Source organism: Pseudomonas sp. M2(2023) (assembly GCF_030263955.1).
Classification (GTDB): Bacteria; Pseudomonadota; Gammaproteobacteria; order Pseudomonadales; family Pseudomonadaceae; genus Aquipseudomonas; species Aquipseudomonas asiatica.
Map to the genome: position 1 here is coordinate 2382537 of NZ_CP127114.1, position 23717 is coordinate 2406253.

Consider the following 23717-nt stretch of genomic DNA (forward strand, 5'->3'; position numbering starts at 1 on the left):
GGCTGCCTGGCAGCCCCAGCGTCTACGACTCAAACCTGATCGATCGGAATGCCGTGGTTGTTCTTCCACATCAGTACCACGCCACTGGCAATCAGCGCCACGACGATCAGGTAGACGTTGAACACCCAGCCAATCTGCTCCGAGTAAAGCCAGGTTGTCACATACGACGCAGTTCCCCCGAATACCGCCACACCCAACGAAATGCACACACCGAACATCCGCGTGCGATAACGGGTAGGGACTTGCTCGGAAATCGATGCGGGCTTGCAGCCGGTGATGAAGGCCACCAGCATCAGGCCGGCAGTCTGCGCCACCATCAGGGTCCACGGCTCGCTGGAGATCATGCCCCACAGAGGGAACAGGGTTGCCGCGATACCCAGCAGCGAAATCAGTGCACAGACCTTGCGCCCCACCTGGTCCGAAACCCAGCCGCAGACCGGCAGGAAGGCGAGATAGATGACCTGGGCGACGCAGCTCATCATGAAGGCGTTGTGCGGGTCCATGCCCTTCACGCTCATGGCATAGATCGATGCCGACGTGACCCAGGTGTAGTAGGTCAGGGTGGCGCCTGCTTCATACAGGAACAACCGCACACCATGTTGCAGTACCTGCCCGCGGCTCCAGCAAGTAGTGTGCTGCGTTGCGCTGGCAGTGCTAGGGCTGTGGTCGCTTTCCATCATGTTGCGGCGCAGCCACAGGGCAACCACCGCCAGCAGGCCACCGGTGGCGAAGGGGATGCGCCAGCCCCAGTCCTGCATCTGCTCGGTGCTCAGCATCGAGGTCAGCAGGGCCATGTAGAAGGTTGCCAGCAGCGAGCCGCTGCCCACCGCGAAGAACACCGTGCTCGACCACAACCCCCGGCGCTTTGGCGGGGCGATCTCGGCGATGTAGGCGTAGGACGTGGTGGTCTCTCCACCGTGGGCGAAGCCCTGGACCAAGCGCGCACAGAGCAGCAATCCGGAAGCCCAGCTGCCGATAGATTCATAGGAAGGGATGAACGCGATCAGCAGGCTGGCGCCAGCCATCAGCAGCATGGTGCTGAGCAGCACGGTGCGTCGGCCGAGGCGGTCGGCGAGGATACCGAAGACGATGCCGCCCAATGGCCGCAACAGGAAACCTGCGGCGAACACCGCCAGGGTGGCGAGCAGCGCCGAGGTGGGGTTGCTCTTGTCGAACAAGGCACTGGCAATGTAGACGGAGGCAACGGTGTAAAGGGTCCAGTCGAACCACTCCAGCAGGTTGCCGACGCCGGTAGCAAGCAAGGACTTGCGACGCAGGCGCGTGGCGTCAGGTGCAGCGTAGGCAACGCTGCCTGGCAGGGTCTCGGTCATGTTGTTCATTGTAGTCTCCGAGCGAATGGGGCGGGCAGCACCCAAGACGGCGCTGCCCGTATTGCGGGGCGGGTCAGCTCGCCATGTGGGCCAGGGCCACTTCCTCGATACCGGCGGCATCGAGCTTGTAGTGCTGGTACAGGTGGGTCGGCGGCGCGATCAGGCTGTATTCGTCGTAGATGCCATGACGCTTGAGCTTGACCCCGACGCCTTCGTCGGCCAGCACCTCGGCCACCGCGGCGCCCAGGCCACCGAGCACGTTATGCTCCTCGACGGTCATCATCCGCTTGCTGCGCGCAGCGGCCTGGAGGATCGTCTCGCGGTCGATCGGCTTGATCGAGGCCATGTCGATCACGCCCACCGAACGGCCTTCGGCATTGAGCTTGCGGGCCGCGGCAAGCGCCGGGTGTACGGTGATGCCACAGGCGATGATGGTCAGCTCTTCACCCTGCAAGTGCTCGGTGGCCTTGCCGAACTCGAAGGTTGTGCCGTGCTCGTAGATGATCGGGTCGCGGCCGCGACCGATACGGAAGTACACCGGTTTGTCGTAGCTGGCCGAGGCCTTGATCGCTGCCGCCAATTGCGGGCCGTCGGAGGGCGAGACCACCGCCAGGTCGGCGATCGAGCGCATGGTGGCGATATCCTCGGTGGCATGGTGCGAGGTGCCGTAGAAGCCCAGCGAGATCCCGGTATGGTGGCCGATCAGGCGCACCGGCTGGGCCGAATAGGCCACGTCCATGCGGATCTGTTCGCAGCACAGCAGGCCCAGGAACGAGGCGAAGGTCGCCACGAACGGCATCACCCCGCAGGTGGCCAGGCCGGCGGCAGCGGTGACCATGTTCTGCTCGGAGATGCCGAACTGGATGTAGCGGTCGGGAAACGCCGTGGCGAACTTGTTCAGGCCATTGGAATACTGCAGGTCTGCCGAGCCTGCCATAACCGGATGGCCTTCACGGGCCAGCTCGATCAGGGCATCGGAGAGGTAGGACAGCCCTGGGTTCATGGCATTCAGGCCACGGTATTGCCAGGAGTTGGGGGACAGGGGGGCGTTCATGTTTCAGATCTCCTTGGCTTCGATTTCAGCGATCGCGCGTTTGGCGTCTTCAGGGTCCAGGTAGCCCAGGTGCCAGCCCGGCTCGGTTTCCATATAGGAAACACCTTTGCCCTTGACGGTCTTGGCGATGATGCACACCGGCTTGTCGCGGTTTTCGTCGGCCTTGACCTTGCGCAGGGTGGTGGCAACCGCGCGGATGTCGTGGCCATCGATGACGTGCACTTCCCAGCCGAAGGCGCGCCATTTTTCGTCCAGCGGCTCGACGCCGATCACGTCGTCGACGCTACCGTCGAGCTGGAAGCCGTTTCGGTCGACGATCGCGATCAACCGGTTGGCCTTGTGGTGGGCGGCACCCATGGCAGCTTCCCAGACCTGGCCTTCCTGCATTTCGCCGTCACCGAGCATGACGAACACGTCGTAGCTTTCGCCAGTGAAACGCTGGGCCAGGCACATGCCCAGGCCCCCGGAAAGGGCGTGGCCAATGGAGCCGGAAGAGAAGTCGATGCCGGGTACCTTGCGCATATCAGGGTGATCACCCAGAGGGCTACCCAGTCGCGTGTAGTCATCCAGCCACGCCTTGGGGAACATGCCGAGGTCGGCAAGTATCGGGAACTGGCCAACGGCCGCGTGGCCCTTGCCCATCAGGAAGCGGTCGCGCCCGGCCCAGCCCGGCTCCTCGGGGCGCAGGTTCATCACGTCGTAGTACAGCGCCGAGAACAGTTCGGCAGCGGAGAACACCGAGGTGTAGTGGCCGGTCTTGGCGATCTCGATCAGGCGAATGGTTTCCAGGCGGACGAATTTCGCCCGTTCGCGCAGGTGGGCGACGGTCTCGGCGCTGGGCACGAAATCGCTGGCTTTCCAGGCCTCAAGGGTTTTACGGGGTGTAGCCATCTCTACCTCCAAATGCAGGCATAGCAGGGTGGGTGTTGCCGGGGGAAATCAGCGGGTCAGGGATTCGAGTGCGCGCATGGCTTCGATCAGTTCACCGCTGTGTAGGGGTTGGCCGTTGCCACGCACGAAGTTGCGTGCGTGGGGGGCTTGCAGGGTGGGTTCGGCGACCTTGAGCAAGGTGGCGTCGTCGACGCCCGTCACACCTAGTTCGGCCAGGTTGCAGGGCAGCCCGATGCGTCGGTAGAAGGCCAGCAATTCGGCCATGAAGGCCGCTTCGCGGTCTTCAAGTACCAGTTGCACCAACAGACCATAGGCAACCTGCCAGCCATGCACCTGGTCGCGGGCACCGGGGATCTTCGACAGGCCACGGGTCATCGCGTGGGCGATGGACAGGCCGCCACTCTCGAAGCCCAGGCCGCTCATCAGCAGCACGGCTTCGATCAGGCGTTCGAACGCTTCGTTGACCTGGCCGCTGCCGGCCAGCGCCAGGCCCTCTTCGGCATGGGCGCGCAGCACGGTATAGCATTCGCGGGCCAGGGTGACCCCGGCAATCGACGGGCGAGCGCCAAACATGTTCACGCCGCCGGCTTTGAGGCATTGCTCGGCTTCGAACTTCTTGGTCAGTGCGTCGGCGATGCCGGCCAGAAGGAAGGGGCGCGGGGCCTGGGCTATCAGGCGGGTGTCGACCAGGACATAGCGTGGGCTGCTGAGCAGGTGGCCGACTTCGCTGAGTTGGTGATGCTCGTCGTATACCACGAAGTTTTTCGAAGTAGGCGCATCGTTGGAGGCAACCGTGGGCATGCTCACCAGCGCCGCACCGCAGGTGTGGGCCAACGCCTTGCCGGCATCGATCGATTTGCCGCCACCGACCGCCAGGACCACGTCGAAGTCGAAGCGCGCGGCCGATTGGCGCAGGCCGGCGATGCCCTTGGCGGTGATTTCGCCATCGAAGGTGATGTAGTGCAGTTGCACATCGGCGCGAGCGCAGGTGGCGTCGAGGCGCTCCTTGACCAAGCCGATCACGAAGCTGTCGATGACCACCACGGCTCGGCGGCCGCAATGGGCCAGGTACTGGCCTGCCTCGTCAAGAACATCGGGGCCTTGCACATAGCGCCCGGGTGAGCCGAATACCAGATTCATACGGCACCTCTTTATGACTGTTTGTTGTTGTTATGCGAGACCTCAGGGGATCTGCGTCATTTGTGATGCATCATATATCATGCGTGATGGCCGTCAAGCTTGTTCGGGGGCAGTGGTAGCCATCTGTCTGTCGAATGGGATATCAGGCGATGGAGTAGCCGCCATCGACGGCCAGCGTGGTGCCGGTGATATAGCGGGCGCTGTCAGACGCCAGGAAGGCGATGGCATTGGCCACGTCCTCGGGTTGGCCCCAGGCGTTCATCGGGATGCGTGACAGAATGCCGGCCGAGCGGGTGGGGTCTTCATAGGCTCGGCGCGACAGCTGGGTGAGGATCCAGCCCGGGGCCACGGCATTGGCGCGCACACCGTCGGCGGCCCAGGCCACCGCCTGGCAACGGGTCAGCTCGCTGATCGCGGCCTTGCTCGAGGCGTAGGCGGGGGTCTTGGCCGAGCCGAAGATGCCCCACATCGAAGCGAAGTTGATCACCGCGCCGCGCGCCACTTTCAGGCCCGGCAAGGCGGCATTGCTGATGCGCAGGACGGCGGTCAGGTTGACGTCGAGCACGCGGTTGAAACCGTCGATTTGCCATTCCCGGTTGTGGTCGATCACGCCGGCGGCATTGACCAGGGCATCGACGCGCTCGAAGCGGCTGAAGAAGCCATTGACCTCGGCATCGCTGGTCACGTCCAGCACCTGATAGTGGATGCCTTCGACCCGTGCTTCAGGTTCGCCCAGGCCCAGGGTGTGCACCTGATAGCCATCGGCAAGCAGGCGCTGCGCGGTTGCCAGGCCGATGCCCGAGCCGCCGCCGGTGATGATTGCAATCTTGCTCATGGGTGTAGCTCCTTTCGGGATGTGTACATGGGGGGGGCCTGACCCAGGCGCCCCGCGAACAGGCCGACAAAGGCACAGGGCGCGTCAGCGACCGGGCGCTGCGCCAAACAGGTAATCGGCCAGCAGCTCGAGCTGCCCGGTGAGCATGTGCACGCCCTTGTGGATGGGGCAGCCACGGGCCTGGGCCGCTTCGAGCAACGGGGTGACATCAGGATTCATCACCACCTCGCCCACCAGCGTGCCTGGCTGCAGGGTATCGGCCGCCAGCGGCAGCGGATCGTCCGCCTTCAGGCCCAGTGCGGTGGCGTTGATCACCACATCGAAGCCGCGTGCATCGGCCGCACCCGCAGCGATATCTCGACCAGGCATCAGCGTGCGCAACTGCGCGGCGAGTGCTTCAGCCTTGGCCAGCGAACGGTTGGCGACCACCAGCCGGGTGATCGGCTCACTGAGCAGGGCATGGGCGATACCGGTGGCGGCACCACCGGCGCCGAGCAGCAGCACACGCCGGCCGCCCAGGTCATGGCCCTGGTTCTTCAGGCCACGTACGAAGCCTTCGCCATCGAACATGCGCCCGACGAAGCGGCCATCGGGCAGACGACGCGCGACGTTGCACACCTTGAGCACTTCGGCGATGCCCAGCAGCTCGTCGCACAGGTGGGCCACTTCGATCTTGTGCGGCACGGTCACGATCACCCCGGCGAGGTTTTCGATACCACGCAGGCCAGCCCAGGCCGAGGCCAGGTTGTCGGGCGAAACCTCCCAGGGGACCAGCACCCCGTCATGCCCCAGGCGTTCAAGAAGCGGGTTGAACAAGGACGGTGTTCGCAGGTGCTTGGCTGGGTAGGTGAGATGTACCACCACCCGGGTAGTGCCGGTGACAGGCATGGCTGTTTCCTTGAAAGCTGGCGTGAAAAGGCAGAGCGCGGGCCAGCGCCGCGTTCGTTATTAGATTCATAAATGCATCATATATCATTAGTCAATCCCCATCCTGGCCGCAAAAGTCTTTTGCATGAAAGTCAAAAGACTTGATCTTGCGATTTAAAAATCAAACATGATATATCATACCTCCAGTCGGCTGCGGCCGCTGAACGTCCTGATATCAAAAACAACAAGGCCTTCTACGAAAGGCGAGGATGACCTCATGCACGGAATGCTTCATGCATTGCCGGCCCTGCGTGACGGGAGGTGCGAATGACCCAGATATTCGCCGCGCCCGGTCGCTACATTCAGGGCTACAAGGAACTTGAACGCCTTTACCGGCATATCGCCTGGTTTGGCCAGCGCTTCCTGATCATCACCAGCCAGGGCCGTCTGGATAGCCTGCAGCAGACCCTGGCCATCAGCTTCGACAAACCTGAACATGCCCTGCGTTACGCCGTATTCGAAGGCGAAGTCACCCGAGCCGAGGTGCAGCGGCTGTGTGCGTTGCGCGAGCGACTGGGCTGTGACGGGGTGGTCGGGGTGGGTGGTGGCAAGGTGCTCGACGCTGCCAAGGCGGTTGCCCAGCAGGGCCGGCTGCCGCTGTGTATCGTGCCCACGGTGGTCTCCAACGATGCCCCCACCAGCGCCTTGTCGGTGCTCTACCACCCGGACGGTGCCTTCGACGATGTACTGTTCCACGAGCGCAGCCCGGACGTGGTGGTGGTGGACACCTGGATCATCGCCCAAGCGCCGGTGCGCCTGTTGGTGGCTGGCATCGGCGATGCTCTGGCGACCTACTACGAGGCACGCACCTGCGTGCAGGGCGACCACGACAACTTCCTTGGCCTGGCCGGCGGTGGCCTGCAATCGAGCGCGGGCGGCGGCAAGCCGACCCTCACATCGATGGCCATCGCCCAACTGTGCCACCAGGTTTTGCAAGCCGATGCGGTGCAAGCCGTGCGGGCCTGTGCGCAGCAGCAGGTGACCAAGGCGCTGAACCGGGTGATCGAGGCCAACGCACTGATGAGCGGCATCGGTTTCGAGAGCAACGGGGTGGCCACCGCTCATGCCGTGTATTGCGGCTTCAGTGAGCTGGGTCCACGGGCCACGGCCTACCACGGCGAATACGTTGCCTTTGGCACCCTGGTGATGCTGGTGCTCGAGGGTGCGCCGGCCGGTGAACTGGATGGCCTGCTGCGACTGTGCCTGGCGGTTGGCCTGCCGGTGTGTTTCGCCGACCTGGGCCTGGCGGACCTCAGCGAGCAGGAGCTGCAACGGGTGGTGCAGGTGGCGGCCTCGCCGCAGCAGACCAGCCGCGTCGAGCCCTTCGACGTCACTGAGTGGGAGATGCGCGCAGCGCTGCTTGCCGCCAGCGACCTGGGGGAGTTCTACAAGAAAGGCGGATCGGTTCTGGCAAGTTCGGCCAGCCCGCGTTTGCCATCGGTCATTCGCCACGAACAGAGGTAAGTAGATGAAAGCATTTCAGGCAAGCCTGCCGGTCAAACTGGACTTCGAGGCCGGTGCAATCCGCCGCATGGGTGAAAAGGTCGCGCCGTTCGGCAACAAGGTGCTGTTGATGGTCGACCCGTTCCTTGAAGGCAGCGAGCTGGTCGCCCAGGTGCTCGGCAGTTTCGCCGAGCGTGGCATCACTGTCCTCGAGTTCTACGACATCGTGCCCAACCCGCGCCATACCACCATTGACCGCGCAGTGGCGCTGGTGCGTGACAGCGGCTGCCAGGCTGTGGTGGCGATCGGCGGCGGCAGCGCCATCGACTCGGCCAAGGCCGTGGCGTTCGTCGCTGTACATGGCGGCCGCTGTTGGGACTACACCGAGCGTCTCGGTGAGCCGGTGACGAGGCCGCAGTCCCGTGGTCTGCCGCTGCTGGTGGTGCCGACCACCTCTGGGACCGGGACCGAGGCGACACCATTCGCGGTGATCAACAATCCTGAGCTGGGCCTCAAGTGTGCCATTGTCAACCCGCACATCTACCCGGATGTGGCGTTGATCGACCCGCAAATCCTGGTTTCCAAGCCGCCACGGCTGACGGCGCTGACTGCCGTGGATACTTTCTGCCACGCACTGGAAGCATTCATCAGCATCCATGCCACACCCTGGGTGGAAATGGTCGCGCTGGAGTCGATCCGCCTCTTTGCCGCCAATGCCCTGCGCTGCGTGGAGCATGGGGACGACCTGGAGGCGAGGGCGCGCATGGCCTTTGCGTCGACCCTCGGCGGCATGGCCATTGCCGGCGCCGGGGTCACCGTATCCCATGCGCTGGGCCAGCCATTGGGCGCCATGACCGATGCGCCCCATGGCGGCACGGTGGCAGCCAGTACGCCGCAGGTGATCCGCTGGACCCTACCGGTGGCCGAGGACAAGTTTGCCCGGGTGGCCGAGATCCTCGACCCGGGCACTCATACCTTGCCGCTAAGCGAGCGCGCCGCGCGCCTGCCTGACATCGTCAGCGCCCACTTCACCCGCCTGGGCGTACGGGACACGTTCGGCAGCTATGGCCTCAAGCCCGAGCAGGTCGATGAGTTCGCTCAGGTGGTGTGGACCAGCTTCAACCAGGACCTGGCCTGCCACCCCAAACCCATTCGTGACCAGCAGGAGGTGGCCGAAATCGTCCGCCAATGCCTGTAGTTGGCGTCACCCAGCCCTGGCCGCCTTGCGCGCGGCCAGGTCAGTGACGCCAGGCGCCCTCGTTGCACGCTCGCAAAGCTGAACAAAAACCACAAGAAAACAGTTTCGGGAACAGATCGCAATGACAAGATCCACCTTGATCGGGGTCGGGTTGCTGGGCGTATGCGCCTTGCAGCAGGCCCAGGCCGACAACTACTCACCCGGCAATTTCCTGTTCGGTGACTGGCAGGGGCAGCGCACCCGTCTGCATGAGAAGGGGGTAGACCTGCAGTTCACCTATGTCAATGAACTGGCCTACAACACCCAGGGAGGGGCGCAGCACAAGGGCACCTACAGCGACCAGCTGATGGCCGATGCCCGCTTCGACCTGCAGCGCCTGTTGGGCTGGCAGGGGGCCGCGTTTCGCATCACTTTCACCAACCGCAACGGTGAAAGCCTGACCCGCGAAGCCGACACCGGCACCCTGTTGGCCGCCCAGGAAATTTACGGCTATGGCAGTGTTACCCGGCTGGTGCAGTTCTATTACCAGCAGGCACTGCTCGATGAGCGTTTGCTGTTCAAGATCGGCCGGCTGCCCATGAGTGGCGATGTATTTCCGTTTTCCTGCACGTTCCAGAACCTGACCTTCTGTGGAACGGTGCCTGGCTACATCACCCCCAACTGGTTCACCTGGCCGGTCAGCCAATGGGGCGCGAGCCTGGCGGCGCAGTTGGCCGATGACTGGTGGCTGAACACCTCCGTGTACCAGGTCAACCCACACTTTACCGAGAACAGCCAAGGGTTGAACTTCGGCAGCCCCTCGGGCACCACCGGTTACCTGGCGGTTGGCGAACTGGCCTGGAAGCCGGTGCTTGGTGGCCTGCCTGGCAGCTACCGGGTTGGCGTGTGGCGCAATACTGGCGACTTTGATGACCTGTACCAGGACATCGATGGGCAACCCATCGGCTTGACCGGCGCGGCACCCGCGCAACACGACCAGGCAAGCGGCTACTACGCCATGGCCGAACAGCAGGTCTACCGCAACCCGGATAATGCTGCGCGTGGCCTGACGCTTTTCACCAACTTCATCCAGTCCGACCGGGACGTTTCCAGTGTCGAGCGGCTCTGGCACCTGGGCGCGTTCATCCGTGGGCCCCTGGCCCAGCGCCCGCAGGACGAGATCGGGCTGGCGTTGGGCCGCCTGGAGGTCAACCCGCGTTCGGCGCGGCGTGTGCAGCAGGCCAGCGGCGTGCCCCGGCGGGCCGATGTCGAGTACCCGGTCGAACTCTATTACGGGTTGCGGCTGACACCGGCACTGACCCTGCGCCCCAACCTGCAGTACGTACGCAACCCCGGCGGCTTCGAGCATGACCGCAGTGTGGTGGTCTGGGGCCTGAAGACCGAAATCAGCTTCTAGTGCAGTGCCGGCGTCAGGCCGACGTCTCGCTGTTTTTATGATGCATCATGTATCCAATGGAGAATCCCATGAGCCTTGCCAGTTTCATTGACCTTACCACCGTGCAGCAGCGTGCCAGCGAACTCCAGCTGCTCGGCCAGGCCTTCATCGACGGCCGCTTTGTCGATGCCTTGAGTGGCGAGACCTTCGCCAACATTTCGCCGCGCGACGGGCGCGTGCTCAACCAGGTTGCCTCGTGCCAGGCCGAGGATGTGGAGATGGCCGTGAAGGCCGCGCGGCGTGCCTTCGACAGTGGTGTGTGGTCGCAGCGCACACCGAAGGAGCGCAAGCGCGTCATGCTGCGCTTCGCTGCCTTGTTCGAGCAGCACATGGAAGAGTTGGCGTTACTGGAAACCCTCGACATGGGTAAGCCCATCAGCGAGAGCGCCGGGTTCGATGTGCACGCGGTGCTCGATTGCCTGCAGTGGTACGCCGAAAGCTGCGACAAGCTGTATGACGAAGTCGCGCCGTCGGGGCCCTCGGCCGTGGGCTTGGTGACCCGCGAAGCGATCGGCGTGGTGGCGGCGGTCACCCCCTGGAACTTCCCGATGCTGATGGCCATGTGGAAGGTCGCACCCGCCCTGGCCATGGGCAACTCGGTGGTCCTCAAGCCCGCCGAGCAATCACCGCTGACTGCCCTGCGCATTGCCCAGTTGGCCGCCGAAGCCGGTATCCCGGCGGGTGTGTTCAACGTGTTGCCGGGCTTTGGCCCCACCGCGGGCAAGGCGTTGGGCCTGCACATGGACGTTGATACCCTGGTGTTCACCGGCTCCGGCGAGGTCGGCAAGCTGTTCCTGCAGTACGCGGGGCAGTCGAACATGAAGCGGGTGTGGCTGGAGTGCGGCGGGAAGACCCCGAACATCATTCTCGATGACTGCCGTGACCTGGAGAAGGCCGCGACCACTGCGGCGCGCTCGATGTTCTTCAACCAGGGCGAAGTCTGCGTGGCGCCCTCGCGGCTGATTGTCGAAGCTGGCATCCGCGCCGAGTTCGTTGCCGAGGTGCTCAAGGTGGCACGCACCATCGCCGTCGGAGATCCACTGGACCCAACCACCCAGCTTGGCGCCATCGTCGATGCCAGCCAGTTGCAACGGGTATTGGGTTATATCGACAAAGGCGTGCAGGAGGGCGCACAGCTGATCCTCGGTGGTGAACGGGTCAAGCACGGCCTGGGCGCCGAGGGCTTTTACATCCCGCCGACCATTTTCGACAACGTCAGCAACGACATGACCATCGCCCGAGAGGAGATCTTCGGCCCGGTACTTTCGGTCATCACCGCCCGTGACCACCTCGATGCCCTGCGCATCGCCAACGATACCCCGTATGGCCTGGCCGCCAGCCTGTGGACCCGCGACCTCTCGCGGGCCCACCAAATGGCCCGGGGCCTGCGTGCCGGCAGCGTGTGGGTCAACTGCTTCGATGGGGGCGACATCAGCATGCCGTTCGGTGGCTTCAAGCAGTCCGGCAACGGTCGCGACCGCTCGTTGCATGCCCTGGACAAGTATTCGGAGCTCAAGTCCACCTGGATCGAGTTGTGACCTTTTGCCTGGCAACCCTGGAGAACAACAATATGAAAAGCACAGTTGCCCGTACCCTGGCCACCTTCGGCCTTGCCACGCTGCTCGCCGGGCCGACCGCCGCCGAGGCGCGCCACCCACTGTACCAGCTGATACCTAACACGGCGTTGTCCGGCCTGGTGGACCCGCAAATGGCCGATCGTACCGACATCGACAAGGGCTTGCCCTTGAAGCAGAAGGGGGAACGGTTACGCATTGGCTGGACCGACATCACCCTGGGTAACCCCTGGTTCGTCTCGATGATCGACGACGCGCGCAGCCTGGCCGAGCGTTACGGCTATGACATGCAGGTGCAGGTGGCCGACGGCGATGTGGCCCGCCAGAGCGCCCAGGTCGACAACTTCATCACCCTTGGGGTGGATGTGATCGTCATCGACCCCACCGACATCCTCGGTTCCGTTGCCGATGTCGAGCGAGCGGTGGCGGCCGGGATCCCGGTAATCACCGTCGGCACTGCACCCGACGCGCGAGCGCCGGTGATCACCACCAGCACCGGAAACCCCTACGGCAGCGGTGTCGAGGCCGGGCGCTATGTGGTCGAGCACACTGACCCGGGCAGCGAAATCAACGCTGCCATGGTCATCGGTGTAATGGGCAACTCGACCTCCGAGAGCCGCCTCAACGGCATGATCTCGGGGATCGTCCAGGCCCGTGCCGAGCAGCGCCAGCTCGGCCTGTCGAAGGAGGATGCGCTGCTTAAGGGGTTCGAGCTGTTCCAGCAGGTCAAAGCCAAGGGCAGTTTCAGCTGGCCTGAAGGGGGCTTCAACGTGCTGGCCTGGGGCCGTGGCGAATGGACCGAGGAGGGCGGCCTGGCCGCCACCGAGGACATCCTCAGTGCCCATGGCGAGCGCCTGAACCTGATCCTGGCGGAGAACGACTTCATCGCCATCGGCGCCATCAACGCTGTGGACAATGCCGGCAAGGCCGGGCAGGTACGGGTCGCTGCGGCAGCTGGCAGCTTCAAGGTTGCGCTGGATCTGATCAAGCAGGGCAAGCTGCTGGTTAGCGCCAGTAACAGTGGTTCGCAGACCGGGGTGGCGGCCATCGAGCTGATCCACCAGATACTTGACGGCCGGCTGCAGGCCAACAACCTGCCGTTGGCGTCGTACTTCCCGGTGGAGCTGATAACCCCTGGCAACGTCGACCACTTCATCCAGCTCGAACAGGGCCCGGCCACGGTCGAGCGGCTACCCGCATTCCGCTCAATCGACCAGCTCAAGGCAGCCATGCGCTGATCCGAAGGTTGCGGCGCCTGCCTGGCAACGCGCCGCTTGCAGAGGTAAGACCGATGAATGCAATACACAAGACCGCCGTCGAGTTGCGCGACATTCACAAGGCGTTCGGCGGCATCAGTGCGCTCAGTGGTGCGAGCTTCAGTGCCAACGTGGGTGAAGTGCATGCGCTGATGGGTGAGAACGGCGCGGGCAAATCGACCCTGATGAAGATCCTCGCCGGCGCCTACGTGCGCGATGCTGGCGAGGTGCTGTTGCACGAGCAGCCGGCGAGTATCGGCAAGCCGGCCGATGCGCTTCGCCTTGGCGTATCGGTGATCTACCAGGAGTTTGCCCTGGCGCCGCACCTGTCGGTGGCTGAAAACATCTGCATCGACGACCTGGGCGCGAACAGGTGGCGGGTGCAGTGGCCGATGCTGCGTGACAAGGCGCGGTGCATACTCGATGAGCTGGGGTTTGCCAACATCGACGAACGCCGGGCAGTGGGCGAGTTGCCGGTGGCCCATCAACAGGCGGTGGAAATCGCCAAGGCCCTGTCGCGCAACGCCTCGGTGCTGGTGTTCGACGAACCGACCGCGGTGCTCACCACCCACGAGGCCGAGCAGTTGTTTCGCATCCTGGGGGAATTGCGGCGCAAGGGCGTGTGCATCATCTACGTCTCGCATCGCATGGACGAGATCTTCCGCATCTGTGACCGCGCCACGGTGCTCAAGGATGGCCGTACCGTCGGCACCCTGCCGCTGTCAGCCATCGACGAGCGCGGGCTGGTGCAGATGATGATCGGCCGTGAGCTGAGCGACCTGTTCCCGCCACGCCAGGCAAGCATCGGCGAGGCCCGCCTGCGGGTCGAGGGGCTGAGCGCCGGGCCACTGGTACGCAATGTGAGTTTTCAGGTACACGCCGGTGAGGTGCTGGGCTTCAGCGGACTGGTCGGCTCGGGGCGCACCGAAACCATGCGCGCGCTGTTCGGCGCCGAGCGCAGCAGCGCCGGCACTGTTCACCTGGATGGCCGCCAACTGCGCAACCGCAGCCCGCGCGAAGCGATCGGCAATGGCATCGGGCTGCTGCCCGAAGACCGCAAGCAGCAAGGCGTGCTGCTGGAGATGTCGATCCGCGTCAACGCAGCTTTACGGCCCGGCTCGCCCTACTCCAGTCGCTTTGGCTGGATCGATGGTGCCCGCGAGCGCGCCGGGGTCGAGGCGCTACGTCAGCAGTTGCGTCTGAAGACCGGCTCGATCGAGCAGGCGGTGGGCGATCTGTCCGGGGGTAATCAGCAGAAGGTGGCGCTGATGAAGTGGATCGACGCCGGCTGCCGGGTGCTGATCCTCGACGAGCCGACCCGTGGTGTAGATATCGGCGCCAAGACCGAGATCTACCGGGTCATCAACGAACTGGCCGAGGCCGGGGTGGCGATCATCCTGGTGTCCTCGGAAATGACCGAGCTGATCGGCATGTGCGACCGGGTGCTGGTGATGCGCGATGGTGCCATCGCCGGCGAGCTTGGCGGTGATGCAATCGAAGAACACGCAATGATTTGTCTGGCGATGGGAGTCGAACACCATGGATAACAACTTGAGCAAACTGGCCGCCCCCTCGCTGTCGGGCGAGTCCAGGCAGCCGCTGGGGCGCGTTGTGCGCCGGCTTTTTCTGCAACACAACGCACTGGTGATGCTGCTGGTGCTGGTGGCCGTGGCCAGCAGCCTTTCGGCGGACTTTTTCACCTGGCAGAACCTCGGTAACCTGCTGCGGCAACTGACGCCGCTGATACTGGTCAGCACTGGCATGCTGATCGTCATCCTCACCGCCGGTATCGACTTGTCGGTTGCCTCGGTGGCAGCGGTGGGCGGGGTGGTCGTGGCGATGAGCCTGAATCTGCTGCCGCTGGAGGACAGCCTCGGGTTGTTGCTGGCGGTGGCCATCGCGGTGGGGGCAGGGGTGTTGATGGGCCTGGTCACCGGCAGCTTCGTGGCCTACTTTCGCATGGCCCCGTTCATTTCCACCCTGGCGATGATGACCATTGCCCGAGGGCTGGCGTTCATCCTCTCCAACGGCCAGCCACAGCGGCTGGCCGACAGCCAATCGGCTGCCAGCCTGTTGCGAGACTTCGGTCGCCAGGCCGATGGAGTGTTCGGGGTGCCTTGGCCGGTGTGGCTGGCGGTGCTGGTGATTGGCATGTTCGCCCTGATCCTGCGCTACAACGCTTTTGGCCGGTTGATCATCGCCAGCGGCAGCAATGAGACTGCCGTGCGCCTGGCGGGGATTGCAGTGGAGCGCTACAAGCTGGCGGCCTATGCGATTTGCGGCGGGCTCAGCGCCCTTGCCGGGGTGGTCATCGCCTCGCGTTCCGGGGTCGCCACGCCCAGTGCCGGCATGGCCCTGGAACTGGATGCCATTGCCGCCTGCGTGATCGGTGGTGCGCTGTTGTCCGGCGGCAAGGGTAGTTTGTTCTACACCGTGGTCGGGGTGCTGGTGCTTGGTTTGATCGGCAACATCATGAACCTGCTCAGCGTCCCGGCGTACCCGCAACAGATCATCAAGGGCGCGATCATCGTGGTGGCGGTGCTGCTGCAAGGGGTGGGTCGACGCGACACGCGGATCTGAACCGTTCGCACGAGATGGCACGGCATGGGCGATGATGTATCATGCGTCTTCGCCATGTCGCCCAGTGTTTCCTCCGGCGGTTGGCCCTGTGCTATTCATCAGACAAGAGAGAACAAGCGTGACAGTTCACAAGCCACTGGATAAAGGCAACCTGAGCGAGCGGGTCTACAGCATCATCCGCACGGCATTGATGGACGGCCAGTATCAACCGGGTGACCGCCTGCGCATCAGTGCCTTGGCCGAGGAGTTTGGTGTGTCGATCACGCCGGTGCGTGAGGCGATCTTCCGCCTTGTCAGTGATCATGCACTGGACATGAAGGCCGCTACCTCCATCTATGTGCCGGAGCTGACCGTCAGCCAACTACGGGAAATCCAGCTGATCCGCCATCTGCTGGAGGGCGAGGCGGCGGGCATGGCGGCCGAGCGAATTTCCGCCGCCGAGCTGAAGCATCTGGAAGAGGTGCAAACGGCCTTCCAGGCGGCTGTCAGCACCGACTACAAACAGGCTTCGCTGCTCAACCGCGAGTTCCACTTCGGTCTGATTGCCGCCGCACGCATGCCGGTGATCTTCAAGACCCTGGAGAACATGTGGGTGATGATGGGGCCGCTGCTCAGCACCTTCCATGCCGAAGTGCCCAAAGCGGAACTGGCCAGCGCCAAGCACAAGCACTTCGAAGTACTCGAAGCCTTGCGCAAGCGCGATTCGGCAAAGGCCAAGGCGGCCCTGCAAGCGGATATTGCATGGGGGGAGTTGATGGTGGAGTGGTTGGAGCGCAAGTCGCTGGCCCAAGGTTGATGGCGGATGCCTTGATCGCCGTCCGGTCCCCAGTGAGTCGGCGATGACATGACCGCCGTCAGCATCCGGCCGAACATCGTGTCGCCCAGCGTGGCCCAAGGATAGTGACGAACGGTCAAGCAGGCTTGTGCAGGGCACATCACCTGCACAAGCGTGCCTGACCGCAATGCCTCACTGCACCTCGCACGCTTCCTGCGAAGGCACACCGTAGGACACGTAGTACGCCAACCCCACGAAGATCGCCCCACCCACCGCATTCCCCAGGAACACGGCCATCAGGTTCTCCACCAACTGCCCCCAGCTCAGGTAGCCGGCAAAGATCGCTGCCGGAATCAGGAACATGTTGGCTACCACATGCTGGAAACCGATGGCGACGAACGCCATGATCGGGAACCAGATGCCGAGAATCTTGCCGCTCATTTCACGGCTGGCATACGACAGCCACACTGCCAGGCACACCAGCCAGTTGCAGCCGATTCCGGACACGAAGGCGTGGAGGAAGTCGGCGTTGGTCTTGCTGGTCGCAGCCGCCAACACCTTGTTCAGGTAGGCCCCCTCGGTCAGGCCCAGCAGGTGACCGAAGCACCCGGCAACGAACAGTGCACCGAACAGATTGGCGACGGTCACCAGCAGCCAGTTGCGCGCCACGGCGCCTGGGCCGATACGCCGGGCGAACATCGCCAACGGCAAGCTCATCATGTTGCCGGTGAGCAGTTCGCCACCGGCCAGGATCACCAGGATCAGGCCGATGGGAAATACCGCGGCGCCCAGCAGCGTGCCGAACGAGGCCCACTGTACCGGGATCATGGTGCTGACGTGGATAGCCAGGAGAAACCCTAGCGAAATGAATGCACCTGCGAGGAACCCCAGGACCAGTGTCGCATGGGTGGATAGGTGGGCTTTCTTGACGCCGCTCTCGATGACGAGCTCGGTGATACGGGTGGGGCTATTGACGGACATTTCGGAAACTCGAACACGGTGACGGCGACGCGACTGGCGCGCACGCCGTGGTGGGGCTTGATCAGTACGGGGGTAGGCTACGCAACTGGTGCAAAGGTGTAACGCGCACCTTTGAGCCAGCGGCGAAGAGGGCGGCAAGCTACATGAGTCAATTTGACGCGGTCAAATCGATGGAATGGATGATCTGATAGACCGCGTCGATGAGGCTTGCAGGTCTGCGCGCATGGATCTGCTTCCCGGCAAACCAGGCCTGGAACATCACTTGGGGGTTCACCCAGGGCAAATTGAGCCCGCTGGCAGGCTGAAGATGACAGACGGGTTGCCGACCGCCCGTTATGATCGGAATGTAGCTTGCCGGGCCTGACTGATGGCACTTTAGGCACGGTCACCTGGAAAACGAGATCTGCGAAACAGCGGAATAGAGCATTCAAAGTCATTTGCGAAGTTTGGATCCAGTTGTCGATAAAACTTTCCGCTCGGTCAAATTACAACAACTTAGCAAACTAACTAACTTGATTTAGTGTACCGCCTGTCGGTCGTTTTGCTCGAGAAATGAACGATTTGGGTGACGCTGACTCCTATTTGCCAGCAGGTGCCTTCAATGTGATTGCACCTCGCGCCTTTCCCCCAGAACTTATGGACGTTCAACCTCATTAGCATCGCAGGGATGCTCATGGGGCTTTTTTTTCCTGAATAGTGGAGCAACGCCATGCCCAACCGAGGCTCTTCGGGTGAGCCACCGTGTGTATTGAATAATTATCTGCTTTTTCATTTAACGATTCGAATTTGGCTTTGCCACTGCGATTAAATCGTTCGCACGCCTATTGCAAGGTCATCTAGCGCTAACGCATTACGTGGAGAAAACGTCGTGGAGATTAATACAATTATTAGCCTGTTCGGGCAGAAAGAATCCATGGAGCTGGTGCGGTTGTCTGTTATTTACGTTCATTTATTGGCCTGCTGCATTGCCATCGGCATGGTATTCGCCAGTGACGCCGAGATGGTCAGGAACTTGTTGAAAGGTCATAAAGAAGCCGGGCATGACAGTAAGCATATGACGAGCTTGCAGAAGTCCGTGGCCAATGCCCTGATATTCTTGTGGCTCACGGGCGCCGCAGTGATTGGAATTGACTACCTTGATAAAGGTATGAACTATTTTGCCAATCCGAAACTTCAAGCGAAGGTCATTATTGTCATGTTGCTGACCTTCAATGGCATGCTGTTGCATCGTTATGTATTGCCTGCCCTGCTCAAAGCGGGCAACTTGCTCGACCTTAATTTTGGCGTGCGGATGTTCGCACTGTTCTCCGGCGCACTGTCGGGTGTGTCCTGGCTGTATGCGGCGATGCTGGGTGTTGGTCGCCCACTGGCCTGGAAATACTCGCTGACCGAATTGCTGCTGGCTTATCCGGTACTGATCCTGCTGGGCTTTGCCATGATGGCTGCCCTGACCCAGTGGGCACGCAAACGCAGCCAGGCCGAACCGGCTCCGGCGCCTGTCTGGCGGCTGGCTGGCATTCCTACCTGATTGCCTGAGTAACGCTTCGGTTGCGCCGCGAACCGGGAAACCTGGTTCGCGGCGAGCTCGTTTCATGCGCAGCCTCTGGGCGGTTCGGCTGGCGGTTGGTAAAGGCCTGAAGTGATGTGTCGCCTGATCTGGCCTCTTCGCGGGCGCGCCCGCTCCCACAAGGTCCCGCGCAGTTCTGTGGGAGATCGCCCAGTCCTTTGGGCTGCGCTGTCGCGTAGGGAACTGAATCCGCAAACAGTGCGCGTACCCTGTGGGAGCGGCTTTAGCCGCGAAGAATCCAACGCGGTACATGGCACCGGCTGCGCCGGTGTTCGCGGCTAAAGCCGCTCCCACAGAGTCCCGGTTAATTCAATGAGTTATGTGCAGTTCTGTGGGAGCGGGCGTGCCCGCGAAAGGGCCGGAACAGGCAGTCGAGAAATTTCAGGACTTTCACTTCTACCAAGATTGCGAACCAGCCCCATCCGCTGACGGGTCAGGCGCGAACCAATAGAAATATCGCCGGTAGCAGCTGCCCATCGTCAGGCGGCAGGCCGCCTGCATTGGTTTTTTGCGCTCGTTGCAGCGTGGTGGCGATGGTGATTTCCGTTCGCGACTCGATACTCCGCGCCACACCTCCCACCGAGCCTTCACCGAAGCCCAGCAGCGAGCAGCCGTTGTTGATGAGCACGAAGAAAACGATCACCCAGAATGGGCCGCAGTTCATGGTGCAAGCCCCAGGGCGTCGATGGCTGCGCACGAAACGATGGAAACGCTATCGCCAAGGTCCGCTACATCAGCGCCTTGTCTCATTGAGTTGAAAATGGGGGAGGCCATGTACCCGCTCCAGATGTTGCTTGTGGAGCTAATGGTGACGGCGCGGTGATTCAATGAAAAACGATGCTCAGTGATCCAGGATATCGATCCGCTTGATCATTGAACGTAGCGATCAGCGTTGGATTTGAACGTCGCTGCATGGTTGAGGTTCTTAATGCAAAGGACACCGTGAGGGCTCCATCATGAGCATTGAACGCAGCATCCCCGAGCTCGAAGCCTGGTACGCCCAATACGACGACATCAGTTACCGCCGTGAGTCGCCGGATGCCTACCACCATGAACTGCTACGCACGGCCGAGGCGCTGCGTGACGATGGTGCCATCGACTGGGACGACTGGCTGGCACTCAAAGCATTGGCCGATGACGCCCATGTGCGCGCCCTGGAAGATGCCGTGCAGGCCCATGTCAGCGACCCCGACGCATGAAAGCGCTGAAGATTGCCACGTTCAACATCAACGGCATTCGTAGCCGGCTGCCGGCACTGCTGGCTTGGCTGGAGCGGGAAAAGCCCGACATCGCCTGCCTGCAGGAACTCAAGGCGGCGGATCAGCAGTTTCCTCGCCAGGCGCTAGAAACGGCGGGTTATGGTTGCCTCTACCAAGGGCAGCCTTCGTGGAATGGCGTGGCCATTCTGGCACGGGGCAGCGAACCGCTGGAAGTACGTCGTGGCCTGCCTGGCATGGAGGACGACAACCAGAGCCGCTACCTCGAGGCAGCGGTACAGGGAGTGCTGGTGGCTTGCCTGTATCTGCCGAACGGCAACCCGCAACCGGGGCCGAAATTCGATTACAAGCTCCGCTGGTTCGAAAGCCTGATCGCCCATGTGAAAGGGCTGCATGACAGTGGCCATCCCGCGGTGCTGGCGGGTGATTTCAATGTGGTGCCTACCGACATGGATATCTACAACACGCGCTCCTGGATGAAGGACGCGCTGCTGCAGCCCGAATCACGCGCGTGCTACCAGAAACTGCTCCAGCAAGGCTGGCTCGACGCCATTCGCCATCTGTATCCGGACGAGCGCATTTACACCTTCTGGGATTATTTCCGCAACCACTGGGCACGCAACGCCGGGTTGCGTATCGACCACCTGCTGCTCAACCCCGAGCTCGCGCCTTACCTGAAGCGGGCTGGTGTCGATGCCTGGGTGCGTAACGAACCCAAGGCCAGCGACCATGCGCCCGTCTGGATCGAGCTGGGCACGCGTCGCCGGCCATAGGGCAGTTCGAGCGAACCTTCAACTACCGGAACCACCGCTGGAGCCCGAACCACCAGAGCCTCCGGTCCCGCTACCCGTCCCGGTGCCGCGTTCCGATCCACTGCGGTCACTACCGGATCGGTCGGTGGTGCCATCGCCACCGGTATTGTCAGTGTCATTGCCATCGGTTCCGCCGGAACCTGTCCCCATGGCATCCGCAGGCGTGCCGGAGCCGGTCGCTCCGCCTTGGTTGTTCATGTGCCCGCTGTCATGCGGCTGCGTGCCAGGAGCACGCTGATCGTTCAGGTCGGTGGCTGCCAGCACCACAGGTGCGCTGAGCCCCAGGCACAGCGCGAGCAGTAACGAATGAGGCTTCATGATCTTCATGGCGATACTCCGTTGCGGGTTGGTCACCTTCTGTTCGGCCTGCATCACCCACGGGCGTGCCGTGAAATCGACGGAATGCATGGAGCGCAGACATGCACGGGGGCGGGTTACCCCACGTGAATACTTTGAGGCCCGCGCTTCGATTCCTCTGGCAAGGCCGTGACCTTGATCGCGCGTACCGGTACGGCGAATTTTGCACCGACCTTCGAAAAGCGCTCGAGCAGGTGGAAATTGATGGCTTGCTGGATGTCCATGTACAGGTTGTAGCCCGGGTCCTTGACGATATACACGCACTCGAATTCCAGCGCCTCCTTGCCGAAGCCGCGCAGGTGGGCACGGTCGAAGCGCACCTGCTGTTGTGCCTTGATCGCTTCCTCGACGATGGCGGGTGCCTTTTTCACGGCCTCGGTTGGCGTGTCGTACGACAGGCCGAACTCGAACACGATCCGTCGTTCCTGCAGGCGCTTGTAGTTCTGGATGGTGCTGCTGATCATGCTGGCATTGGCCATGACGATCTGCTCGCCGCCCAGGCTGCGGATGCGTGTGGTCTTCAGCCCCACGTGCTCCACCGTGCCGGCCAGCGGGCCGATGACGATGAAGTCGCCCACCTCGAACGGCTTGTCGACGGCGATGGACAACGAGGCGAACAGGTCGCCGAGGATGTTCTGCACGGCCAGTGCAACAGCGATACCGCCTACCCCCAGGCTGGCGACGAAGGCGGTGATGTTCACGCCCAGGTTGGACAGCATCGCCAGCAGCACCACTGACCACAACAGTACCCGCGCACCCCATGCCGACAGCGTGGCCAGCGCGCTGCCCTGGTTCAAGCCGTCGGTGCGATGCCGGGCGAAGTAGCGACTCAGGCCCAGGCCGATGGCGCGGTTGGCCCACAGCCCGATCTGCAATGCCGCGACCACGAACCACAGGCTACCGACCCGGGTCAGCCAGCGCTCGGGCAGGTCGAGCATGCTCAGGCCCACCAGCAGCGAGGCAAGGAACAGCAGAAAATTGCTGGTCCCGGCGAGCACCTTGGCCAGTACCTGGCTGAGCGCGCCGTCATGCTCGGACCAGCGCCTGACCCGATGCAGCATGAAACTGATGGCCGCCCGCGCCACGACGAATGTCAGCAGCGCTACCGTCAGTGCCAGCAACAAATTGAGAACGGAAACTCCGAACAGTGTGGTATCGGTGAACAAGGCGATGATGCGATCACTCATGAGACACTTGCCTCCTTCCATAGGATTGGGTGACTGGTGGAGCGGCATTGCCGGCGAAGCAGGCAATGCCGCTCGCCAGGTGAGCCTCAGCCGTCGGACTGCTCCTCTGGCGGCACCTGGCCTTCGGGCCAGTCGGGTGCTTCCTTCTCCTGTTCCTGTTCCTGTTCCTGTTCCTGTTCCTGTTCCTGTTCAGGCACAGGCTCGCCCGGGTTGTGCGGTACTTCGTCCACGTACGGGTCGGGTTGGTTGGGGTCGATCATGGTCTGGCTCCTCGCCGTTGGGCTTTCAGGCATGTGTCCGGGCGTTCAGCCCGGCTCCACGGCAGTGTTTTTCTTCCAGCCCCGCAGGTTCATGGCGCACAGGCAACCCTGCAGGATGATCAGCGCCCAGGCTTGCGCCTGCCACCCCCAGGCGGCCCACAGCACGTTGCTGGCAATGAAGCAGCAGAAACCCAGCTTGCGCCGGCCTGGGCGCCGTGAGCCGATGCACCAGGCGGCAAGTACCGTCAGGGCCATGGCAGGCCATTCAAGAAAGTCGATCCAGGCTTCCATCACGCAGCACGCTGTTCGCCCTTGAGCAGTTTTTTCTGCGCTTCCATGGCCTGGCCGAGCTCATCCAGTTGCTGCTTGCCCAGCAACTTGCGGGCGGTCGGAAACAGCTCGCTTTCTTCTTCCTCGATATGGTGTTCCAGCAGTTCCTTCATCACTTTGACCCGCCCGGCGAACTCGACGGTGCCGGTCTCGGTTTGCAGCAGGTCCGGCAGCACCAGGGAGTCCACGGTGCGGTGTTCCTCCTTGGCTTCGTAGTACATCTTCGCTTCTTCCTTGCCGCCGGCCTGCTTGATGGCCGGATACAGGATTTCTTCTTCCAGGGCGGTATGGATGCTTACCTCCTGCTTGATGCGTTCGAGCAACTCGGCGCGCTTTTTCACCGCGCGCTCAGTGGTGGAGGAGAGTTCCTCCAGCAGCTTCTTCACCAGCTCATGGTCCTGGATCAACAAATCGATAGCGTTCATGCGACACCTCTTCGGGGCTGAAAAAATCACGATTGCCTTCGATGGAGTAGGGGCCGCGCGCCAAGGTTCAAAGCGGATGATCAGCGTACTGCTGTCGCGAAAGGCGGCTCTCACCGGAATCCGCGCGGGTTGCGCCGGCCAG

At 62.6% G+C, this 23717-nt stretch carries 24 protein-coding genes; 11 read left to right on the forward strand and 13 right to left on the reverse strand.

What is annotated here, in order from left to right:
* Positions 1–29 precede the first annotated feature (29 nt).
* The 6 genes from QN085_RS10985 to QN085_RS11010 form a co-directional block, all read right to left on the reverse strand.
* Positions 30–1340, reverse strand: a complete 1311-nt coding sequence (locus QN085_RS10985; RefSeq protein ID WP_013972187.1) for an MFS transporter — start codon at positions 1338–1340, stop codon at positions 30–32.
* A 64-nt stretch (positions 1341–1404) separates the two neighbouring features.
* Positions 1405–2385 carry a transketolase family protein gene (locus tag QN085_RS10990; RefSeq protein ID WP_003257656.1) on the reverse strand — a complete coding sequence of 327 codons (981 nt, stop codon included), beginning with the start codon at positions 2383–2385 and terminating at the stop codon, positions 1405–1407.
* Between the two features lie 3 nt (positions 2386–2388).
* Positions 2389–3276, reverse strand: a complete 888-nt coding sequence (locus QN085_RS10995; RefSeq protein WP_003257657.1) for a transketolase — start codon at positions 3274–3276, stop codon at positions 2389–2391.
* A 48-nt stretch (positions 3277–3324) separates the two neighbouring features.
* Complete coding sequence (locus QN085_RS11000) at positions 3325–4416, reverse strand: glycerol dehydrogenase (protein WP_023663394.1); 1092 nt, start codon at positions 4414–4416, stop codon at positions 3325–3327.
* Positions 4417–4558: 142 nt separating this feature from the next.
* Entirely contained in the window at positions 4559–5251 is a 693-nt protein-coding gene (locus QN085_RS11005) for an SDR family NAD(P)-dependent oxidoreductase (RefSeq protein ID WP_013972190.1), read from the reverse strand.
* 84 nt (positions 5252–5335) lie between these two features.
* Positions 5336–6139, reverse strand: coding sequence for a shikimate dehydrogenase family protein (locus tag QN085_RS11010; RefSeq protein WP_013972191.1), 804 nt, complete (start codon positions 6137–6139; stop codon positions 5336–5338).
* Between the two features lie 306 nt (positions 6140–6445).
* On the opposite strand from QN085_RS11010, the gene QN085_RS11015 reads away from it, so the two are divergent.
* The 8 genes from QN085_RS11015 (at position 6446) to QN085_RS11050 (ending at position 16460) form a co-directional block, all read left to right on the forward strand.
* A complete protein-coding gene (locus QN085_RS11015; RefSeq protein WP_003257662.1) occupies positions 6446–7642 on the forward strand; it encodes a glycerol dehydrogenase in 1197 nt (398 codons plus the stop codon).
* 4 nt (positions 7643–7646) lie between these two features.
* Positions 7647–8819 (forward strand): iron-containing alcohol dehydrogenase, encoded by a 1173-nt coding sequence (locus QN085_RS11020; RefSeq protein WP_013972192.1) that lies wholly within the window; start codon positions 7647–7649, stop codon positions 8817–8819.
* Positions 8820–8940: 121 nt separating this feature from the next.
* The gene (locus tag QN085_RS11025; RefSeq protein WP_041506073.1) at positions 8941–10215 is read left to right on the forward strand and encodes a carbohydrate porin; all 1275 of its coding nucleotides are present in this window, start codon (positions 8941–8943) and stop codon (positions 10213–10215) included.
* Positions 10216–10283: 68 nt separating this feature from the next.
* Positions 10284–11792: an aldehyde dehydrogenase gene (locus QN085_RS11030; RefSeq protein WP_128637201.1), complete on the forward strand. Its 1509-nt coding sequence runs from the start codon at positions 10284–10286 to the stop codon at positions 11790–11792.
* A 32-nt stretch (positions 11793–11824) separates the two neighbouring features.
* Complete coding sequence (locus QN085_RS11035) at positions 11825–13066, forward strand: sugar ABC transporter substrate-binding protein (protein ID WP_038410395.1); 1242 nt, start codon at positions 11825–11827, stop codon at positions 13064–13066.
* A gap of 53 nt (positions 13067–13119) precedes the next feature.
* On the forward strand, positions 13120–14631 hold the full coding sequence (locus tag QN085_RS11040; protein WP_023661900.1) for a sugar ABC transporter ATP-binding protein: 1512 nt from the start codon (positions 13120–13122) through the stop codon (positions 14629–14631).
* A complete protein-coding gene (locus QN085_RS11045; protein ID WP_023661901.1) occupies positions 14624–15664 on the forward strand; it encodes an ABC transporter permease in 1041 nt (346 codons plus the stop codon). Before QN085_RS11040 ends, QN085_RS11045 begins: the two co-directional genes overlap by 8 nt.
* 118 nt (positions 15665–15782) lie before the next feature.
* Complete coding sequence (locus QN085_RS11050) at positions 15783–16460, forward strand: GntR family transcriptional regulator (protein WP_013972198.1); 678 nt, start codon at positions 15783–15785, stop codon at positions 16458–16460.
* A 171-nt stretch (positions 16461–16631) separates the two neighbouring features.
* On the opposite strand, the gene QN085_RS11055 is transcribed toward QN085_RS11050, so the two are convergent.
* Positions 16632–17420 carry a formate/nitrite transporter family protein gene (locus QN085_RS11055; RefSeq protein ID WP_013972199.1) on the reverse strand — a complete coding sequence of 263 codons (789 nt, stop codon included), beginning with the start codon at positions 17418–17420 and terminating at the stop codon, positions 16632–16634.
* A 913-nt stretch (positions 17421–18333) separates the two neighbouring features.
* Between QN085_RS11055 and QN085_RS11060 the strand changes: the two genes are divergently transcribed.
* Complete coding sequence (locus QN085_RS11060) at positions 18334–18948, forward strand: hypothetical protein (protein ID WP_031324729.1); 615 nt, start codon at positions 18334–18336, stop codon at positions 18946–18948.
* Between the two features lie 472 nt (positions 18949–19420).
* On the opposite strand, the gene QN085_RS11065 is transcribed toward QN085_RS11060, so the two are convergent.
* Complete coding sequence (locus tag QN085_RS11065) at positions 19421–19651, reverse strand: hypothetical protein (RefSeq protein WP_003257675.1); 231 nt, start codon at positions 19649–19651, stop codon at positions 19421–19423.
* A 292-nt stretch (positions 19652–19943) separates the two neighbouring features.
* On the opposite strand from QN085_RS11065, the gene QN085_RS11070 reads away from it, so the two are divergent.
* Both QN085_RS11070 and xth read left to right on the forward strand, forming a co-directional pair.
* Positions 19944–20186 carry a hypothetical protein gene (locus QN085_RS11070; protein WP_003257678.1) on the forward strand — a complete coding sequence of 81 codons (243 nt, stop codon included), beginning with the start codon at positions 19944–19946 and terminating at the stop codon, positions 20184–20186.
* Positions 20183–20977, forward strand: coding sequence for an exodeoxyribonuclease III (gene xth, locus QN085_RS11075; RefSeq protein WP_013972201.1), 795 nt, complete (start codon positions 20183–20185; stop codon positions 20975–20977). Before QN085_RS11070 ends, xth begins: the two co-directional genes overlap by 4 nt.
* An 18-nt stretch (positions 20978–20995) precedes the next feature.
* Here xth and QN085_RS11080 read toward each other — a convergent pair whose 3' ends face one another.
* From QN085_RS11080 to QN085_RS11100, 5 genes are all read right to left on the reverse strand, one after another.
* The gene (locus tag QN085_RS11080; protein WP_013972202.1) at positions 20996–21424 is read right to left on the reverse strand and encodes a hypothetical protein; all 429 of its coding nucleotides are present in this window, start codon (positions 21422–21424) and stop codon (positions 20996–20998) included.
* A 26-nt stretch (positions 21425–21450) separates the two neighbouring features.
* Complete coding sequence (locus QN085_RS11085; protein WP_023661904.1) at positions 21451–22560, reverse strand: mechanosensitive ion channel family protein; 1110 nt, start codon at positions 22558–22560, stop codon at positions 21451–21453.
* 86 nt (positions 22561–22646) lie between these two features.
* Positions 22647–22820: a hypothetical protein gene (locus QN085_RS11090; RefSeq protein ID WP_023661905.1), complete on the reverse strand. Its 174-nt coding sequence runs from the start codon at positions 22818–22820 to the stop codon at positions 22647–22649.
* A gap of 45 nt (positions 22821–22865) precedes the next feature.
* Entirely contained in the window at positions 22866–23111 is a 246-nt protein-coding gene (locus QN085_RS11095; protein WP_023661906.1) for a hypothetical protein, read from the reverse strand.
* Entirely contained in the window at positions 23111–23575 is a 465-nt protein-coding gene (locus tag QN085_RS11100) for a PA2171 family ribosome-binding persister protein (protein ID WP_004376291.1), read from the reverse strand. Before QN085_RS11100 ends, QN085_RS11095 begins: the two co-directional genes overlap by 1 nt.
* Positions 23576–23717: the final 142 nt, after the last annotated feature.

Coding starts and splice junctions, on each gene's coding strand:
- QN085_RS11055 (WP_013972199.1), bottom strand. CDS start 17,420: ATGTCCGTCAATAGCCCCACCCGTATCACCGAGCTCGTCATCGAGAGC.
- QN085_RS11040 (WP_023661900.1), top strand. CDS start 13,120: ATGAATGCAATACACAAGACCGCCGTCGAGTTGCGCGACATTCACAAG.
- QN085_RS11015 (WP_003257662.1), top strand. CDS start 6,446: ATGACCCAGATATTCGCCGCGCCCGGTCGCTACATTCAGGGCTACAAG.
- QN085_RS11085 (WP_023661904.1), bottom strand. CDS start 22,560: ATGAGTGATCGCATCATCGCCTTGTTCACCGATACCACACTGTTCGGA.
- xth (WP_013972201.1), top strand. CDS start 20,183: ATGAAAGCGCTGAAGATTGCCACGTTCAACATCAACGGCATTCGTAGC.
- QN085_RS11025 (WP_041506073.1), top strand. CDS start 8,941: ATGACAAGATCCACCTTGATCGGGGTCGGGTTGCTGGGCGTATGCGCC.
- QN085_RS11080 (WP_013972202.1), bottom strand. CDS start 21,424: ATGCATTCCGTCGATTTCACGGCACGCCCGTGGGTGATGCAGGCCGAA.
- QN085_RS11045 (WP_023661901.1), top strand. CDS start 14,624: ATGGATAACAACTTGAGCAAACTGGCCGCCCCCTCGCTGTCGGGCGAG.
- QN085_RS11090 (WP_023661905.1), bottom strand. CDS start 22,820: ATGATCGACCCCAACCAACCCGACCCGTACGTGGACGAAGTACCGCAC.
- QN085_RS11005 (WP_013972190.1), bottom strand. CDS start 5,251: ATGAGCAAGATTGCAATCATCACCGGCGGCGGCTCGGGCATCGGCCTG.
- QN085_RS11035 (WP_038410395.1), top strand. CDS start 11,825: ATGAAAAGCACAGTTGCCCGTACCCTGGCCACCTTCGGCCTTGCCACG.
- QN085_RS11030 (WP_128637201.1), top strand. CDS start 10,284: ATGAGCCTTGCCAGTTTCATTGACCTTACCACCGTGCAGCAGCGTGCC.
- QN085_RS10995 (WP_003257657.1), bottom strand. CDS start 3,276: ATGGCTACACCCCGTAAAACCCTTGAGGCCTGGAAAGCCAGCGATTTC.
- QN085_RS11100 (WP_004376291.1), bottom strand. CDS start 23,575: ATGAACGCTATCGATTTGTTGATCCAGGACCATGAGCTGGTGAAGAAG.
- QN085_RS11060 (WP_031324729.1), top strand. CDS start 18,334: ATGGAGCTGGTGCGGTTGTCTGTTATTTACGTTCATTTATTGGCCTGC.
- QN085_RS10985 (WP_013972187.1), bottom strand. CDS start 1,340: ATGAACAACATGACCGAGACCCTGCCAGGCAGCGTTGCCTACGCTGCA.
- QN085_RS11065 (WP_003257675.1), bottom strand. CDS start 19,651: ATGAACTGCGGCCCATTCTGGGTGATCGTTTTCTTCGTGCTCATCAAC.
- QN085_RS11010 (WP_013972191.1), bottom strand. CDS start 6,139: ATGCCTGTCACCGGCACTACCCGGGTGGTGGTACATCTCACCTACCCA.
- QN085_RS11020 (WP_013972192.1), top strand. CDS start 7,647: ATGAAAGCATTTCAGGCAAGCCTGCCGGTCAAACTGGACTTCGAGGCC.
- QN085_RS11000 (WP_023663394.1), bottom strand. CDS start 4,416: ATGAATCTGGTATTCGGCTCACCCGGGCGCTATGTGCAAGGCCCCGAT.
- QN085_RS11095 (WP_023661906.1), bottom strand. CDS start 23,111: ATGGAAGCCTGGATCGACTTTCTTGAATGGCCTGCCATGGCCCTGACG.
- QN085_RS11070 (WP_003257678.1), top strand. CDS start 19,944: ATGAGCATTGAACGCAGCATCCCCGAGCTCGAAGCCTGGTACGCCCAA.
- QN085_RS10990 (WP_003257656.1), bottom strand. CDS start 2,385: ATGAACGCCCCCCTGTCCCCCAACTCCTGGCAATACCGTGGCCTGAAT.